Source organism: Azospirillum sp. UENF 211521, assembly GCF_058780535.1.
The window spans coordinates 1432712-1447827 of sequence record NZ_JBSNCF010000002.1 but is presented as its reverse complement, the minus strand read 5'-3'; the positions used below and the strand labels follow the sequence as shown (position 1 = coordinate 1447827).

The 15116-nt window shown below is 70.1% G+C and carries 14 protein-coding genes; 5 read left to right on the top strand and 9 right to left on the bottom strand.

From position 1 onward, the window contains the following. Positions 1 to 123 precede the first annotated feature (123 nt). The 3 genes from ACWPN5_RS23340 to ACWPN5_RS23330 all read left to right on the top strand — a co-directional run bounded on the left by ACWPN5_RS23340 (position 124) and on the right by ACWPN5_RS23330 (position 3452). The gene (locus ACWPN5_RS23340; RefSeq protein ID WP_492297623.1) at positions 124 to 1314 is read left to right on the top strand and encodes an OpgC family protein; all 1191 of its coding nucleotides are present in this window, start codon (positions 124 to 126) and stop codon (positions 1312 to 1314) included. A 144-nt stretch (positions 1315 to 1458) separates the two neighbouring features. Next, positions 1459 to 2952: a nitrilase-related carbon-nitrogen hydrolase gene (locus ACWPN5_RS23335; protein ID WP_492297621.1), complete on the top strand. Its 1494-nt coding sequence runs from the start codon at positions 1459 to 1461 to the stop codon at positions 2950 to 2952. Beyond that, positions 2949 to 3452 (top strand): hypothetical protein, encoded by a 504-nt coding sequence (locus tag ACWPN5_RS23330; protein ID WP_145689470.1) that lies wholly within the window; start codon positions 2949 to 2951, stop codon positions 3450 to 3452. Before ACWPN5_RS23335 ends, ACWPN5_RS23330 begins: the two co-directional genes overlap by 4 nt. A gap of 3 nt (positions 3453 to 3455) precedes the next feature. On the opposite strand, the gene ACWPN5_RS23325 is transcribed toward ACWPN5_RS23330, so the two are convergent. The 7 genes from ACWPN5_RS23325 to ACWPN5_RS23295 all read right to left on the bottom strand — a co-directional run bounded on the left by ACWPN5_RS23325 (position 3456) and on the right by ACWPN5_RS23295 (position 12026). Further along, on the bottom strand, positions 3456 to 5492 hold the full coding sequence (locus ACWPN5_RS23325) for an NAD(+) synthase (protein ID WP_492297619.1): 2037 nt from the start codon (positions 5490 to 5492) through the stop codon (positions 3456 to 3458). Positions 5493 to 5662: 170 nt separating this feature from the next. Further along, complete coding sequence (locus ACWPN5_RS23320) at positions 5663 to 7357, bottom strand: methyl-accepting chemotaxis protein (protein WP_492297618.1); 1695 nt, start codon at positions 7355 to 7357, stop codon at positions 5663 to 5665. A gap of 30 nt (positions 7358 to 7387) precedes the next feature. Further along, on the bottom strand, positions 7388 to 8374 hold the full coding sequence (locus tag ACWPN5_RS23315; protein WP_492297616.1) for an ornithine cyclodeaminase family protein: 987 nt from the start codon (positions 8372 to 8374) through the stop codon (positions 7388 to 7390). Beyond that, positions 8371 to 9234 carry an alpha/beta hydrolase gene (locus tag ACWPN5_RS23310; RefSeq protein WP_492297614.1) on the bottom strand — a complete coding sequence of 288 codons (864 nt, stop codon included), beginning with the start codon at positions 9232 to 9234 and terminating at the stop codon, positions 8371 to 8373. The genes ACWPN5_RS23315 and ACWPN5_RS23310 overlap by 4 nt, the downstream gene beginning before the upstream one ends. A gap of 35 nt (positions 9235 to 9269) precedes the next feature. Continuing rightward, the gene (locus ACWPN5_RS23305; RefSeq protein ID WP_492297612.1) at positions 9270 to 10040 is read right to left on the bottom strand and encodes an ABC transporter ATP-binding protein; all 771 of its coding nucleotides are present in this window, start codon (positions 10038 to 10040) and stop codon (positions 9270 to 9272) included. A 92-nt stretch (positions 10041 to 10132) separates the two neighbouring features. Beyond that, positions 10133 to 11137 carry an ABC transporter substrate-binding protein gene (locus ACWPN5_RS23300; RefSeq protein ID WP_492297611.1) on the bottom strand — a complete coding sequence of 335 codons (1005 nt, stop codon included), beginning with the start codon at positions 11135 to 11137 and terminating at the stop codon, positions 10133 to 10135. Positions 11138 to 11204: 67 nt separating this feature from the next. Then, complete coding sequence (locus ACWPN5_RS23295) at positions 11205 to 12026, bottom strand: ABC transporter permease (protein WP_492297610.1); 822 nt, start codon at positions 12024 to 12026, stop codon at positions 11205 to 11207. Positions 12027 to 12183: 157 nt separating this feature from the next. Between ACWPN5_RS23295 and ACWPN5_RS23290 the strand changes: the two genes are divergently transcribed. Beyond that, complete coding sequence (locus ACWPN5_RS23290; RefSeq protein ID WP_211111340.1) at positions 12184 to 12858, top strand: GntR family transcriptional regulator; 675 nt, start codon at positions 12184 to 12186, stop codon at positions 12856 to 12858. 22 nt (positions 12859 to 12880) lie between these two features. Here the strand turns inward: ACWPN5_RS23290 and ACWPN5_RS23285 are convergent, their stop codons facing one another. Then, positions 12881 to 13069, bottom strand: coding sequence for a hypothetical protein (locus tag ACWPN5_RS23285; protein ID WP_145689462.1), 189 nt, complete (start codon positions 13067 to 13069; stop codon positions 12881 to 12883). 99 nt (positions 13070 to 13168) lie between these two features. Between ACWPN5_RS23285 and ACWPN5_RS23280 the strand changes: the two genes are divergently transcribed. Continuing rightward, on the top strand, positions 13169 to 13648 hold the full coding sequence (locus ACWPN5_RS23280) for a VOC family protein (RefSeq protein ID WP_492297608.1): 480 nt from the start codon (positions 13169 to 13171) through the stop codon (positions 13646 to 13648). Between the two features lie 3 nt (positions 13649 to 13651). On the opposite strand, the gene ACWPN5_RS23275 is transcribed toward ACWPN5_RS23280, so the two are convergent. Then, positions 13652 to 15067 (bottom strand): MFS transporter, encoded by a 1416-nt coding sequence (locus ACWPN5_RS23275; RefSeq protein ID WP_492297606.1) that lies wholly within the window; start codon positions 15065 to 15067, stop codon positions 13652 to 13654. Positions 15068 to 15116: the final 49 nt, after the last annotated feature.

Sequence of the window (15116 nt, the reverse complement as noted above, 5' to 3'; positions counted from 1 at the left end):
CGATCATGGTTAATGCATCGCTAAGCGAGGGGGCGGCTAACCCCATTTCGTTCCTCGTCAAAAGGGATGCTTTGCCGGGCTCGTCTGTATTCGGAATACGGACGAATAGGTGGGGGACGCGTTATGACCAGGCACCATCTTCTGGATGGCCTGCGCGGCTATTTCCTCGTGTTCATGCTGGTGAACCACATCTGGTTCGACGGCGGAAACCCGGTTGCCCTGGTCAATCACAACCAACTCGCCTTCGTCGAGGACGCGCAGGGCTTCATCCTCATCTCCGGGCTGATCGTCGGGCTCTATTACGGCCGCCTCTACGCTGCCGGGCGGGACGAGGAGGCCGGGAAGCGCCTGCGCGCCCGCGTCTGGCAGCTCTACCTGTACACAGTGGCGGTCTTCGCCGCCGTCGTCGCGATGGCGCTGCTGATCCCCGGCGCGCGCAGCGGCTGGGAGTCGCAACTGGGCAGCGCGCTCGGCCCGGCGCTGCCGGCGGTCCTGCTCCTGCTGCACCAGCCGGCGCTGATGGACATCCTGCCGCAGTACACGCTGTACCTCGCGGCGTCGCCGCTGCTGATCCGCCTGACGCTCGCGGGCAAGGGCGGGGAGGTCATCGCGGGGAGCTTCGCCCTGTGGGCGGCGGTGCAGTTCGGCCTGCATCTGCCGCTGGCCGCCTCGCTGGAGGCGCTGGCCGGCTCGGTCATTCCAGGCTTCGAACTGCGCGGGCACTTCAACCCGCTGGCGTGGCAGATCGTGTTCGTGACCGGGCTGGTGATCGGCACGCTGATGGCGGCGGAGCGGATCGACCTGCGCCCCTGGCTGTCTCCCGACCGCACGCTGCTCGCCCGGATCGCGCTGTATGTCGTGCTCGCCTTCATGGCGTGGCGGCTGGCCTTCACCTTCGACCTCGTGCCGGAGGACATGGCGGCGCGCTTCTGGAGCCTGCACGACCGCACCGAGTTCAGCCTGATCTTCCTGGTGAACTTCGCGGCGCTGGCCTTCCTGGTGACGTGGCTGCTGTCCGCCGGCGTCGATGCCGCGTCGCCCGCCGCGCGCTGGGCGGGGCAGGCCCTGCAACGGCTCTTCCTGTTGCGCTTCCTGCGCTATCTCGGCGGCCATTCGTTGCAGGTCTACGCGTACCATGTCGTGCTCGCCTACGGGATCGTGCTGATCGACGAGGCGGTGCGGCCGGTGGGCGTGCTGGGCAAGACGGCCATCACTGTCCTGGCGGTCGCCAGTCTGGCGCTTCCGGCGTGGCTGCATGGGCGCGTCGCCGTTCCGGCGCCGCGGCGCGCGGAGGTCCGGCGCGCCATCACCTGACAACGTAACGGCGAAACCAAGCCGCCGCCGTGCTGTTCAACAGGACGGATGTGGGCGCTTGAGGTGACTTAGCCCTCTCCCCTCTGGGGAAAGGGAAATGCCGATGGCGTCCGCTCAAATCCATCGCTTCGCGTGGTTGAAGGCATGCATCTGGCTGATCTGTTCGTTGTGCTGCGGCACCAACTGGATCGAGACCCGAAGGAGACCGAACGCGCCGCGCAGCGCCTGGAATTCGCACCGGACGATGCGGGCGGTGTGCTGCACCGGCTGATGGCGCTGTTGGAGGCTGACGACGGCGCCGATGCGCTCAAGTCTTGGGTCGATACGTCCGGCGAGGGGAGGCCGCTGGACCGGTGTGTGCTGGCGGCCCAGGCCATCGACCAATGGTTCGCGCCGCTGGCCTCGCGCTTCCTGACGCAAAGCTCACTGTCCGACGGTCATCTGCGGGCGCGGCAATGGTACAAACGGCGTGGGCGCTTCAACGGCGACGTTGCCGAGGGTCAGCTCATCCTGCGGCCCGGCCTGTTCGACCGCTCGGTGAACATCCGGGAGGTCACGCCCCTGCGCGAGTCCTTCGACGTGGCCGACTTGTTCCACACCCTGCTTCTGCTTCCACCGACCCTCGCGGCGGAGTGCCCCCACGGCGAGGAGGGCGAGAGGCCCGTTTCGCTGGCCTTCCATCGCATCGCCGAGTTCGCCGACCAGTGCCCCAGCGATCCCGACTGGGCGCCCATCGTCGGCGTCGTTCCGCTCGCGCTGGCCGAGGACGACCTCGCCCTGCGGACCTTTGCCAAGGACGGCGCGGACTGGTACGCCGCCGTTCCCGGCGATCTCGGCGCCCGCGCGGTGTCGGCCATCGACGCTCTGGCCGCAGAAGGCGCGGCCCTTATCGTCTTTCCCGAGGTGACCGCCGGTCCCGCGACGCTCGGCGCCATCCAGGCGGCGGTGCGGCGTCACGCGGTGGACGGTCCGATCCGCTACGTCCTCGTCGGGGTCCGGCAGGACGGGGAGGGGGATGCCAAGCCGCGCAGCACGGCGGTCCTGCTCGACCGGACGGGGGCCGAGATTATCCGCCAGACCAAGCTGCACTGCTGGGACCTCGACGCCGACCAGTGCCGCTCGTACGACGTGCGCGGTCCGGACGGGCGGCTGCTCGACGCGGCGAAGGAGTTCATCGCGCCGGGGGACGGCGTCACCATCGTCGAGCTGCCCAACATGGGCCGTCTGGCGGTGATGATCTGCGAGGATCTCGGGCGCGAGAAGCCGGCGGCGTGGCTGTGCCGGGCCAAGCTGCTGGACTGGATCGTCACCCCGGTGATGGACGCCGGCCTGACGGAGGAGCGGTGGCAGGCCCAGGCCGGCGACGAGTCCTCCCGCGCCGGGTCGTGCCGGGTGGTGGTGGCGAACAGCATGGCCTTCTCGCACCGCTTCAACCGCGTCTGCGACGCCGACGGGGAGGAAGACAAGCGCATCACCGATTGCGGGGTGGCGCTGTTCTTCCAGCCGCGCGCCGACCCGGCGCAGAAGTCGCGCATCCGCCGGCTGTCGCTTCCCATCGACGCGCCGGAGCCCGGCTGGGTTGCGGCGCGTTGGGAACCGCAAAACTGGCCGGAGCTGAACACGGAGGGCTGTCCATGAGCGGGGAGGCGTATCGGGCCCTGGCCGACGACGTCCTCGACGCCGTCGCGGCCGGCCGCTGGGACGAGGCCGACGCGGACCTGGACACCCTGGCGGAAGAGGTGGCTCTGTGCCTCGTGCAGGACCGTGCCGCTGATCTCGCGGCCCTGGCGCGGGAGATCGCCCGCTGCCACACGGCGCTGGCCCTGCGCGAGGACTGCCGCCCCGAGGCGATGCATCGTCTTGGGCAACTCCGCGCCATCGCCGCGCTGGTCGCCGCCGGCCGGGCGAACCGGCCCGCCCGTAGCGAGGCGGCGCTCACCCAGGCCGAAGCGCCGACCGCGGCGGTGCTGCGCGCCTTGGCGGCTGGGGCGAAGTCGGGGCCGGCGCTGGTCGAGGCGACGGGCTTGTCGCACGACGCGGTTGCCCGCGCCCTGCCGGAACTGCGCGCCGCCGGGCTGGTCCGCTCCTGGCCGGCCGGCCGGCTGGTGATGAACGAACGGACCGGCTCGGCGGGGTAGCGGTTACTCCTTGGGAACCTCGCGCTCCAGCTCCTCCAGCCAGATGCGGGCGTTGCCGTCGGACGGCGCGCGCCAGTCGCCGCGCGGCGACAGCGAGCCGCCCGCCGTCACCTTCGGCCCGTTCGGCATGGCCGAGCGCTTGAACTGGCTGAAGCCGAAGAAGCGCTGGATGAAGACGCGCAGCCAGGAATGGATTTCGGCCAGCGTGTAGGCGCTGCGCTTCTCCACCGGATAGCCCGCCGGCCAGTCGCCGCGCGCCGGGTCGGCCCAGGCGTGCAGGGCGAGGAAGGCGATCTTCGACGGGCGCAGCCCGTAGCGCAGCGTGTAGAACAGGTGGAAATCCTGAAGCTCGTAGGGGCCGACGACGGCTTCCGAACTCTGCAGGGCGCGGTCGCTGCCGGCGGGGACCAGTTCGGGCGAAATCTCGGTGGACAGGATGTCGCCCAGCGTGCCCAGCACCTCGTCCGGAAACTGGCGGGAGCCGATGACCCAGCGGATCAGATGCTGGATCAGCGACTTCGGGACGCCCGAATTGACGTTGTAATGGGCCATCTGGTCGCCGACGCCGTAGGTGCACCAGCCGAGCGCCAGTTCCGACAGGTCGCCGGTGCCCAGCACGATGCCGCCCCGCTGGTTGGCGAGGCGGAACAGGTAGTCGGTGCGCAGACCCGCCTGGACGTTCTCGAAGGTCACGTCGTACACCGCCTCGCCGCGGGCGAAGGGGTGGTCCATGTCCTTGAGCATCTGGTTGGCGGCGGGACGGATGTCGAGTTCGTGGTGCGACACGCCGAGTGCGCTCATCAGGCGCAGCGCGTTGCCCTTGGTCTTGTCGCTGGTGCCGAAGCCCGGCATCGTGAAGGCGAGGATGTCGGTGCGCGGCCGGTCGAGCAGGTCCATGGCGCGGGCGGCGACGATCAGGGCGTGGGTGGAATCAAGCCCGCCCGACACGCCGATCACGATGCGCGGCATGCCCGTCGCCCGCAGCCGCTGGACCAGCCCGGCGACCTGGATGTTGTAGGCCTCGTAGCAGTCGAGTTCCAGCCGCTCCCGCGCCGCCGGGACGAAGGGGAAGCGCGGCACGTTGCGGCGCAGCCCGAGGTCCCCGCCGGGCGGATCGACGCGGAAGGCGACCCGCCGGAAGGCCGTCCCGTGCGAGCGGCGGTTGTCGTCGAAGGTGCCCATGCGCAGCCGTTCCTGGCGCAGCACGTCGAGGTCGACGTCGGCGACGGCCATCTGGGCGCCCTTGGGAAAGCGCTCGGTCTCGACCAGCGTCTCGCCGTTTTCGAAGATCGACGCCTGCCCGTCCCAGGCCAGATCGGTGGTCGACTCCCCGGCGCCGGCGGAGGAGTAGAGATAGGCGGCGATGCAGCGCGCCGATTGCGACTTGCAGAGCAGGCGGCGGGTCTCCGCCTTGCCGATGGTGATGTTGCTGGCCGACAGGTTCGCCAGCACCGTCGCCCCGGCCAGCGCCGCCTCGGAGCTGGGCGGGACGGCGACCCAGAGATCCTCGCAGACCTCGGCGTGGACCACCAGCCCGTCGAGGTCTTCCGCCTGGAACAGCAGGTCGGGGCCGAAGGGTGCGCTGTGGACGCCGATGCGGATCGTCCCACCCTCGGTGCCCGCGCCGGAGGCGAAATGGCGGCGCTCGTAGAATTCCCGGTAGTTGGGCAGATGGACCTTGGGAACCACGCCCAGCAGCCGGCCGCGATGCACGGCGACCGCCGTGTTGTAGACGCGGCCGGCGTGGCGCAGCGGCGCGCCGACGAGGATCAGCGGCATCAGGTCGCGTGACTGCTCCACGAGGTGGGTAACGGCCTTCTCCACCGCGTCGAGCAGGCAGTCCTGAAGGAACAGGTCGTCGATGGCGTAGCCGGACAGCGCCAGTTCGGGGAACAGCGCGATCGCGACCGCCTGTTCGTCGCACTCCCGCACGCTGTCCAGCACCGCCGCGGCGTTCGCCATGGGGTCGGCGATCGTGCAGGGCGTCGTGCAGGCGGCGACCCGGGCCATCCCATGGCGGTAGAGTGATCCAAAGCTCATGGTCCGAGCCGCGCCGTCAACCGTCATCGTGATCCTCTCCCAACCGGTCCTGCGGTCAAGCCCACAGGAGGGAAACCGGCGGAGGCCGCCGGTCGTCTCGCCCGTCGCATTCTGGCGGTTGCTGACGCGCCGCTCAACCCATTGATCATGGCCGACGGAACGGGGAGGGATCAGGCCGTCTTCACCTCGGCGATGAAGGCGTCGACGCTGCTCTTGAGGGCCACGGCGCGGCCGGCCACCTCGCGGGCGGATTGCAGGACCTGCGCCGATCCGGCGGCGGTCGATTCGGAGGCGACGCGCAGCGTTCCGATGGTCCCCGTCACCTCCGCCGTGCCCTGCGCCGCTTGGACGGCGTTGCGGCCGATCTCGGCGGTGGCGGCCCCCTGCTGCTCGACGGCGGCGGCGACGGCGGTGGCCATCTCGTTCAGGCGGAAGATCACCGTGGCGATGGTCTGGATGGCGGACACGGCGCCGCCGATGGTCTCCTGCATGGCGCCGACCTGGCTGCGGATTTCGTCGGTCGCCTGCGCCGTCTGGTTGGCGAGCTGCTTGACCTCGCTCGCCACCACGGCGAAGCCCTTGCCGGCCTCCCCGGCGCGGGCGGCCTCGATGGTCGCGTTCAGCGCCAGCAGGTTGGTCTGGCTGGCGATGCCCTGGATGAGGTCGATCACCTCGTTGATGCGCTGGCCGGATTCGGTCAGGGCGCCGACCCGCTGCTGGGCCTGCTGGGCCTGCCGCGTCGCCTCGTCGGCGAAGCCGCGCGCCTCGTTCATCTGGCGCGACACCTCCTGAACGGTGGAGGTCATCTCCTCCGTCGCGGCGGCGACCGTCTGGACGTTGGCGGCGGTCTGTTCGGCGGCCGCACCCACGACGGTCATCCGCTCCGACGCCTGCTCGGCCCCGGCGGACAGGGAGTTGGCGGTGGCCTCCAGAGCGGCGGCGGCGTCCTTCATGACGTGCAGGGCCTCGCCGACCTCGCGGTCGAAGCGCAGGATGGTGGCGCCGACCGCCTCGGCGCGGTCGAGCTTATGCCGGGCCTCGGCCTCCTGCTCGTCCTGGATGCGCTGGCGGTCGAGCGCGTTGTCCTTGAAGACGGCGAGCGCCCGCGCGATGTCGCCGACCTCGTCGCGGCGGTCGGCGCCGGTGATGACCACCGCCAGATCGCCGCCGGCCAGACGGCGCAGGCAGGACACCGCTTCGACGATGGGGCCGACGATGCCGCGCGCCGACAGCCAGCGCCCGATCAGTCCGCTGGCGAGGATGCCGAGCAGGGCGACCGCGGCGATCAGCCAGGTGGTCCGGTCCGCGAGCGCCTCCGCCTCCTCGGAGATCCGCGCCGTCTTGGCAACGGTGAGGCCGTTGTACTCCTGGACCGACTGGATCAGGCCCTCGACCAACTCCTGGCTGCCGGAGACGTTGTTCAGCACCTCGCGCCGGGCGTAGGTGATGCCCATGTCGGCGTGCTTCTTCGCCGCCGCCACCGTGTCGTCCAGGCTGCTGACGTAGGCGGCGTATTTGCTTTCGATGCCGTCGAGCAGCGGGCGCTGCTGCGCGTCGGCGGCGGTGCGGGCGTGGTCCAGATGGGCGCGGACCTCGGCCTTGCGGTCGGCGACGACGGCCTCGATGGTGGCGACGCTGGCCGGGTTGGCGCCCATCTGGTACTCGGCGCGGCTCAGCTCGACCAGATAGCGGTTCAGCCGGGCGCCCTGCGTCGCCTCGCGGCCCGCCTCCTCGACCCGGTTCAATTCCCCGCCGAGCGTGGCGAGGCCATAGCCGCTGACCAGGGCGGTGGACACCGAAACGGTGCCCAGCACCACGACGATGCCGAGAATCTTCCCGGCGATGCGCACATTCTTCAACTGCATGTCGGCCTCGGGCGGCGCCCAGTTTGGGTGTTAACGCGCTAAATCGATGCGGTGGATGGTGGGGCCGGCTTCGGCCCCGGCGTCGCTGTCGGCGGCGCGGACGGCCCAGGCGGCGATCGCCAGATCCTGGATGCCCATGCCGGTGGAATCGAAGACGGTGATCTCGTCCGCGTCGGTGCGGCGGGGCGCCTTGCCCTCCAGCACGTCGCACAGCGTGCCGCGGATGGACTCGCGGGCCAGCCCGAGAGCCAGCGCGTGCTGGCATTCACCGAGCGTGGAGGCCTGCGCCCAGTCGTCCACCCAGACGGAGGCGCCGAGCAGGATCATCGGGTCCAGCTCCTGCTTGCCGGCGGTGTCGGCGCCCATGGCGCAGATGTGCGTGCCGGGGCGGACCCAGCCGGCCTGGACCACCGGCTCGCGCGCCGTGGTCAGGGTGATGAGCACGTCGGCGTTGCGCGCCGCCGTCTCGGCGTCCACCACCTCGACAGGGACCGGTCCGGCGAAGGAGGCCGCCAGTTCCTCGGCCCGCGCGCGGTCGCGGTTGGCCACCAGGATGCGGTCGAAGCGGCGCACCAGAAGCGCCGCCTCCAGATGGTGCGCGGCCTGTCCGCCGGTGCCGATCAGGGCGAGCACCCGGGCGTTGGGCCGGGCCAACTCGCGGATGCCGATGGCGCAGGCGGCGGCGGTGCGCAGCCCGGTCAGGTGGTTGGAGCTGACCAGTGCTGTCGGGCAACCGGTCTCCGGGTCGGTCAGCACGGTGGTGGACTGGTGGTTGGTCAGGCCGCGGGCGCGGTTGCCCGTCCAGTAGCCGCCGATCTTCAGCCCGAGCAGCCCGATGGCGAGGTCGCCGCCGGCCTTGATGCCGTAGACGTCGGGTCCCGGCAGCAGCCGTTCGCGGACCACCGGGAAGTTGCGCGCCTGCCCGCGGGAGACTTCGCGGAAGGCCATGTCCATGGCGTCGATGGCGTCGGCGGGGGACACCAGACGGCGGGCGGCGGTTTCATCGATGACGATCATTCTTTTACTCCAGCCGCATCCAGCACCAGCCGCGACAGCGCGTCGTCCGGCCTTTCCATCCGTGCCATGATCGAGAAGTGATCCTCCCCGGCCAGCGTGTGATAGGAGCAGCGCGAGCCGCGGCCCCGGCACAGCGTGGCGAAGTCGCGCGACTGGGCGATCCAGGCGGGCGTCTCCGCCGAACCGACGACGACCGTCAGGGCCGTGGCGGTGGACGGCGGGTGGCGCATCGGGCTGACCCCGTCGACCATCTCCGGGCGCAGCCCGATGGTCTCATTGACGGTGATGCCCAGCACCGGCGCCAGTTCGTAGATGCCGCTGATCAGGACGGCGGCCTTGATGGCGCCATCCTCCAGCCGGTCCGCCCCGGCGTCGTCGGCCCCGGCGTCGTCGGCAAGGGCCATGGCGATCAGATGCGCCCCGGCGGAATGGCCCGACACGGTGAGACGGTCGGGATCGCCGCCGAGCGCCGCGGCGTTGCGGTGGATCCAGCGCAGTCCCTCGCGGGTGCGCCGGGCGATCTCCGGCAGGGTCGCCGCCGGGCACAGGTCGTAGTTCATGACCACGGTCGTCACCCCGCGCGGCACCAGCGCGTCGGCGACGTAGCTGTAGTCGGCCTTGTCCCGCCCGCGCCAATAGCCGCCGTGCAGGAAGACGTGCAGCGGGGCGCCGGGCGTTGCCGCCGGAAACACGTCGAGCGTGGACAGAGGGCTGTCGCCATAGGCGATATCGTACCGTCCGGCGTTCCGTTCCCGGGCGGCGCGGCTCAGCGCGGCGGCGCGCTCGGCGTGGCGGGCGAAGTCGGGGACGGAATGGCGGGGGTTGTACTGCCACTCGTGATCGTCGGGGGTGACTGACACGATGGGACCTCCTGGGTTCCGGAGAAGGGGGGCGCTCAGACGAGGTCCATCAGCTGGTTCCACAGCTGGTGCCGCTTGGCGACGTATTCCGGCGTGTCGCGCAGCGCCTCGCCCAGGCTGGCGCGCGGGCGCGGGATGTCGATGGGCACGATCTCGCGGATGCGGCCGGGGCGGGGCGACATGACCACCACCCGGTCGGCGAGGCAGACGGCCTCGTCCACGCTGTGGGTGACGAAGAGGATCGTCTTGCCCATGCGCTCGGTCAGGCCGAGCATTTCGTTCTGCAAAATCTCGCGGGTCAGCGCGTCGAGCGCGCCGAACGGCTCGTCCAGCAGCATGATCTCCGGCTCGATCGCCAGGGCGCGGGCGATGCCGACGCGCTGCTGCATGCCGCCGGAGAGCTGGTGCGGGAAGCGGTCGCCGAAGCCCTTCAGCCCGACGGTGGCGAGCACGCGCTCCGTCGTCTCGCCCTGGCCGTTCGGCGGGATGCCCTTGGCCTCAAGCGCGAAGCCGATGTTCTGGGCGGCGGTCAGCCAGGGCAGCAGGCCGTATTGCTGGAAGACGAAGCCGCGGTCGTGGCCGGGGCCGGTGACCGGCTTGCCGTCGATGCGGATCTCGCCGCTGGTCGCCGTCTCCAACCCCTGGATGATGCGCAGCAGCGTGGTCTTGCCGCAGCCGCTGGGCCCGACGAAGGCGATGAACTCACCCTCCTCCACGTCCAGGTCCACGCCGTCGAGCGCCGTCATCGACGGCCCTCCGGACACCGGGAAGCGCTTGGTCAGGTTGCGGACGGACAGCTTGGGCATGGGACGGCACCGGGTCTTGAAGCGGGACGGCGGGCGGAATGGGGCAAAGCGGGGGAGGGGCCGGCGGTGCGACGCCGGCCCCGACGGGAGGATTACGGCTGCTTGTAGCTGCCGATCTCCGCCAGCACCTCCTGGACGATGCTGGTGTCCAGCACCTTCTCGGCCGGGTGGACGGCCTTCTGCAGACCGCCTTCGACGTTCAGCTCCTGCATGTACTTGGCCTGATCGGCGGTGACGGTGCCGTTCGGGTTCCAGATGCCGCCGACCTTGTAGAACTCGTAGAACTCGGCGAGCTGCTCGTCGTTGTAGTCGAAGTGCTTCTTCGCGACGTCCAGCGCGCCTTTCTCGTTGTCGAAGATCCAGCGGGTCGCCTCCAGCTCCGCCTTGACGAAGCGCTTCAGCACGTCGCGCTTCTTGGCGATGGTCGCGTCGTTGACGTCCCAGGGGGTCATCACGTAGTTCGGCAGCTTCTTGGAGACGACGAACAGCACCTTGGCGTTCTTGTCGTGCGCGGCCTTCGGGTCGTAGTTGGAGACGGTCGCGTCAATGGTGCCGGTCAGGATGCCGTTGATGCGGGCCGAGGAGCCCTTCAGCGAGACCCACTGGACCGACTTGATCTGGTCCTCGCTCATGCCGGCCTGGCGCATCAGGGCGGTGATGACGACGTGCGGCAGCGAGCCGGGGGAGGAGATGCCGACTTTCTTGCCCGGCAGGTCGGTGACGTCCTTCACGCCCGACGCGGCGTTGGCGTAGAAGGCGTAATGCAGGCCGGTGTGGACGCCGCCGATGGTCTTCAGCGCGCCGCCCTTGTCGGCCGCCGCCAGCGTCTCCGACATGCCGGCCTGGCTGACGTCCAGCTCCCCGGCGATCAGCGAGCGCACGGGGATGGAGCTGTCGGCGATGTGCACCAGCTCCACCGTCAGGCCGTTCTTCTCGTAGAAGCCCTGATCCTGCGCGACGAACTCGACGAGGTTCAGGAACATCTTGGCCGGCATGCCGATCTTCAGCGCGTCGGCGGCGAGCGCGGCGGTGCTCATCGCCACGGAGACGGCACCCGCCAGCAGGGCGGCCTTCAGCGAACGGGACATCATGCTCATGATCCCTCTTCCTTCCTCAAATCCGGTGTGGTGTGGGGCGCGTGGGGTGTGGGGGGAGGCGGGCCGCTCAGCGGCGGCGCCAGCGGCCGAAACGCTCTTCGACCTTTTGAACGAGAACCGTCAGCGCGTTGGCGAGCAGGGCCACCACCAGGACCGGGGCGAAGGCCTTGGCCGTCTCGAACGCGTTGGTGTAGTTGATGATCAGGCCGCCGAGGCCGGAGATGGAGGTCAGGAACTCCGCCACGATCATCGCGATGATGCCGCGGCCGAGCGCGATGCGCAGGCCGCTCGCCACGTAGGGCAGGGCGTAGGGCGCGATGATCTGGCGGTAGACCATGAACCGCGAGGCCATGAAGGCCTTGCCGATGTCCAGATAATGCCGGTCGACGTTCTTCACGCCGGTGACCGTGTTGATGATCACCGGGAAGACCGCGAACAGGATGATGATCGTGATCTTGGCGAGGAAGCCGATGCCCACCCACAGCATCAGGATGGGGATCAGCGCCACCAGCGGCATGGCGTAGAGCGCGTTGATGTAGGGATCGAGGATCACCTCCACCGTGCGGTTCGTGCCCATCGCGAAGCCGACCACGATGCCGATGATCGAGGCGATGATGAAGCCCAGGACGAAGGTCGACATGCTGTCCAGCGTGGCCCAGAACAGCTCGCCGTTCAGCAGCAGCTCCCAGGTCGCGATGGCGATGTCGCTGGGCACCGCGACCAGCAGCTTGTTGGCGTCGCGCGCCGCGAATTCCCAGACGGCGAGCAGCAGGACCAGCGTGCCCAATTGGAGCAGCCGTTCGCGGCGCCTCTGCCGGTTGGGATCGGACGCCGCCTCAGGCTCGCCGGCGCTTTTTGAATCGGCGCTCGCTTGTGCACTCCGCTGCACGCCTGCCTCCTGTGTGCGAGGTGATGGTATGGTGTGGTGGGTGTGGCGTTTGGCCCTCTGGGCCGCCACCTTGGATCGTCGTTGATACGTATGCTAATCGAAGGTGGTAGTGTGGCGCAAGCAGATCGTCATACTGTCTGACAAGAAGAGAAATTTTATGTCAAATTTGCCGATAAATATTGTCCGCGTCGCCGCTCCCCTGCGCCAGCAGGTGATCGACCTGTTGCGCGCGGCCATCGCCGACGGGCGCTATTCCCCCGGCGACCGGCTGGTCGAGCGCGAGTTGTGCGAGACGTTGCAGGTCAGCCGTCCGATCCTGCGGGAGGCCCTGCGCCAGCTGGAGGCGGAGGGGCTGGTCCACAACGTGCCCCAGCGCGGGCTGGAGGTGGTGACCCTGACGGCGGAGGACGTGCGGCAGATCTATCAGGTGCGCGGGGCGCTGGAGAGTCTGGCTGCGGCGGAGTTCATCGCCCAGGCCAGCCCGGAACAGTGGGCAATCCTCGCCGACGCCATGGCGGCCTTCGAAGCGGCGGCGGCGGAAGGCGTGCCGTCGCGCATCCGCACGGCGAAGACCATGTTCTACGACACGCTGATCGCCGGCTGCGGCAACCCGACGATGGCGCAGATCCTCAAGGCGCTGCACAACCGCATCCAGCTGCTGCGCGGGGTGTCGCTGGCCGAGCCGGGGCGGCTGCCCAACACGATCCGCGAAATTCGCGAGATCTTCGAGGCGATGACCGCCCGCGACACAGCGCGCACGCGCCAGCTCTACGACGAGCACATCGCCAGCGCCGCCCGCGTGACCATGCAGGCTTTAGCCGCCGGACGATAAAGGCGGGCGGCGACGGCGGAAATCAGGCGCCGCCGATGCCCTCGGTGAAGGTCTCGCCGGTCCTGGGGTCGATGTTTTCGCCGGTTCCCGGCGTGCCGGGCGCGGCCTCGTCCCGATCATTGGGGCGATCGCTGGCCGGTTTCTGGCTGTCGGGGTCGTAGCTGCGCGGGGGATGCACGCCGGCGTCGTCCGGCGTCTTCGGGTCGCTCATGGGCCACCTCTGCAAAAGGGATTGCAACCTTCCCGTCAACAAGGGCGGGGGCGTATCCTCACGCGCATCGGCAACGCTCCGACAGGGAAGGGACACGCCATGACGACCGCCAAAAACACCATCTGCCTCTGGTACGATACGGACGCGGAGGCCGCGGCCCGTTTTTACGCCACGGTCTTTCCCGACAGTTCGGTGGGGGCCGTTCACCGCGCGCCCGCCGACTATCCGTCCGGCAAGGCGGGCGACGTGCTGACGGTTCAGTTCACCGTCGCCGGCATTCCCTGCCTCGGCCTCAACGGCGGGCCGACGTTCCAGCACACCGAAGCCTTCTCGTTCCAGATCGCCACCGACGATCAGGAGGAGACCGACCGCTACTGGACCGCCATCGTCGGAAACGGCGGGCAGGAAAGCGCCTGCGGCTGGTGCAAGGACCGCTGGGGCGTCTCCTGGCAGATCACGCCGCGCGTGCTGACCGAGGCGCTGGCGGCCGGCGGCGAGGAAGCGCGGCGCGCCTTCGAAGCGATGATGGGCATGACGAAGATCGACGTCGCCGCGATCGAGGCCGCGCGGCGCGGCTGACGATCACCGGAGGGCCGGCGCCTCTACGGCCTCCGCCGCGCCTTTCGCAGGGACGCGCAGCAGGCTGGTCAGGCCGGCAACCAGGGTGAGGGCGGCGGCCACGGCGAGGCCGAGGCGCGGCGCCGCCTCCGGGCCGGACAGCAGCGAGAACAGCACGGTCATCAGCACCGCGCCGGCGGTCTGGCCGACCAGACGCGCGGTGCCCTGCATCCCGCCGGCGGCGCCGCTGCGCGCCTTGGGCACGGTCAGCAGCATGTTGCGGTTGTTGGGCGTCTGGAACAGCCCGAAGCCGAACCCGCACATCACCATGAAGGCCAGCAGCGGCCGCGGGTCCTGTTCCAGCGGCCAGGCCGCCGACAGGGCGAGGCCGGCGGCGAGCAGCAGGCCGCCCACGGCGCACAGCCAGCCCGTTCCCACACGGTCGGACAGCCGGCCGGCGATGGGTGCGGCGACGGCGGTCGCCAGCGGCCACGGCACCAGGAACAGCCCCGCCGTGACGATGCCCTGGCCGAGCCCGTGCTGCAGGTAGAAGGGCAGGGCCACGGCGGCGGCCATCTGGCCGGTGAAGCAGAGGACGGAGGCGACCACCGACAGGCGGAACGAGCGCACCCGCAGCAGGTCGAGCGGCACCAGCGGCGCCTCGCGGTCCTTTTCGCGCCGGACCAGCCCGGCAAGGCAGAGCGTCGCGGCCAGCAGCAGCGCGCCGCCGCGCAGGGGCTGTGATGCGATGGCTTCCGCCCCCATCACCAGGGCTGCGAAGAAGCCGGTGTTGAGGGCGACGCTGGCGGGATCGAGGCGGCGCTTGGTTCCCGCGACGGCGGGCAGCGCGCGGGCGGTCGCCAGAACCACGATCCCGACCGGGATGTTGACCGCGAACAGGACGGGCCAGGGGGCGACGGCGAGGATGCCCGCCCCGATCGTCGGTCCCGCCGCCGAGGCCAGCGCGATGGCCAGGGCGTTCCAGCCGATGGCGGCGCCGAGCAGCCGCTGCGGATAGACGAAGCGCAGCAGCGCGACGCCCAGCGCCATCACCGCCGCGCCGCCGAGCCCCTGCACGAAGCGCGCGGCGATCAGCCAGGGCAGCGTCGGCGCCAGGGCGCAGCCGGCGGAGGCCACGGTGAACAGCAGCACCCCGCCGGTGAACACCCGGCGGTGCCCGAGACTCTCGCCGAGGGCGCCGACGGGCAGGAGCGCGATCACCAGCGCCAGCTGGTAGGCGGTGATGATCCAGACGGTGTCGGCGGGTGGAACTCCGAGCGTGTTGGCGACGGTCGGCAGGGCGAGGTTGGCGATGGCGGCGTCGAGCACGACGAGCACAATCGCCGCGATGACGGACGCGCCGGCCACGGCGCGGCGGGGCATGGGCAGCCCGTCGGGATGCGGGGAATCGGGTGTTCGGGCAAGGGCGGAACGGGGCATTGGCGTCTCCAACAGGGGTTGGATCAATGTCGCTCTCCACTTGGCATGG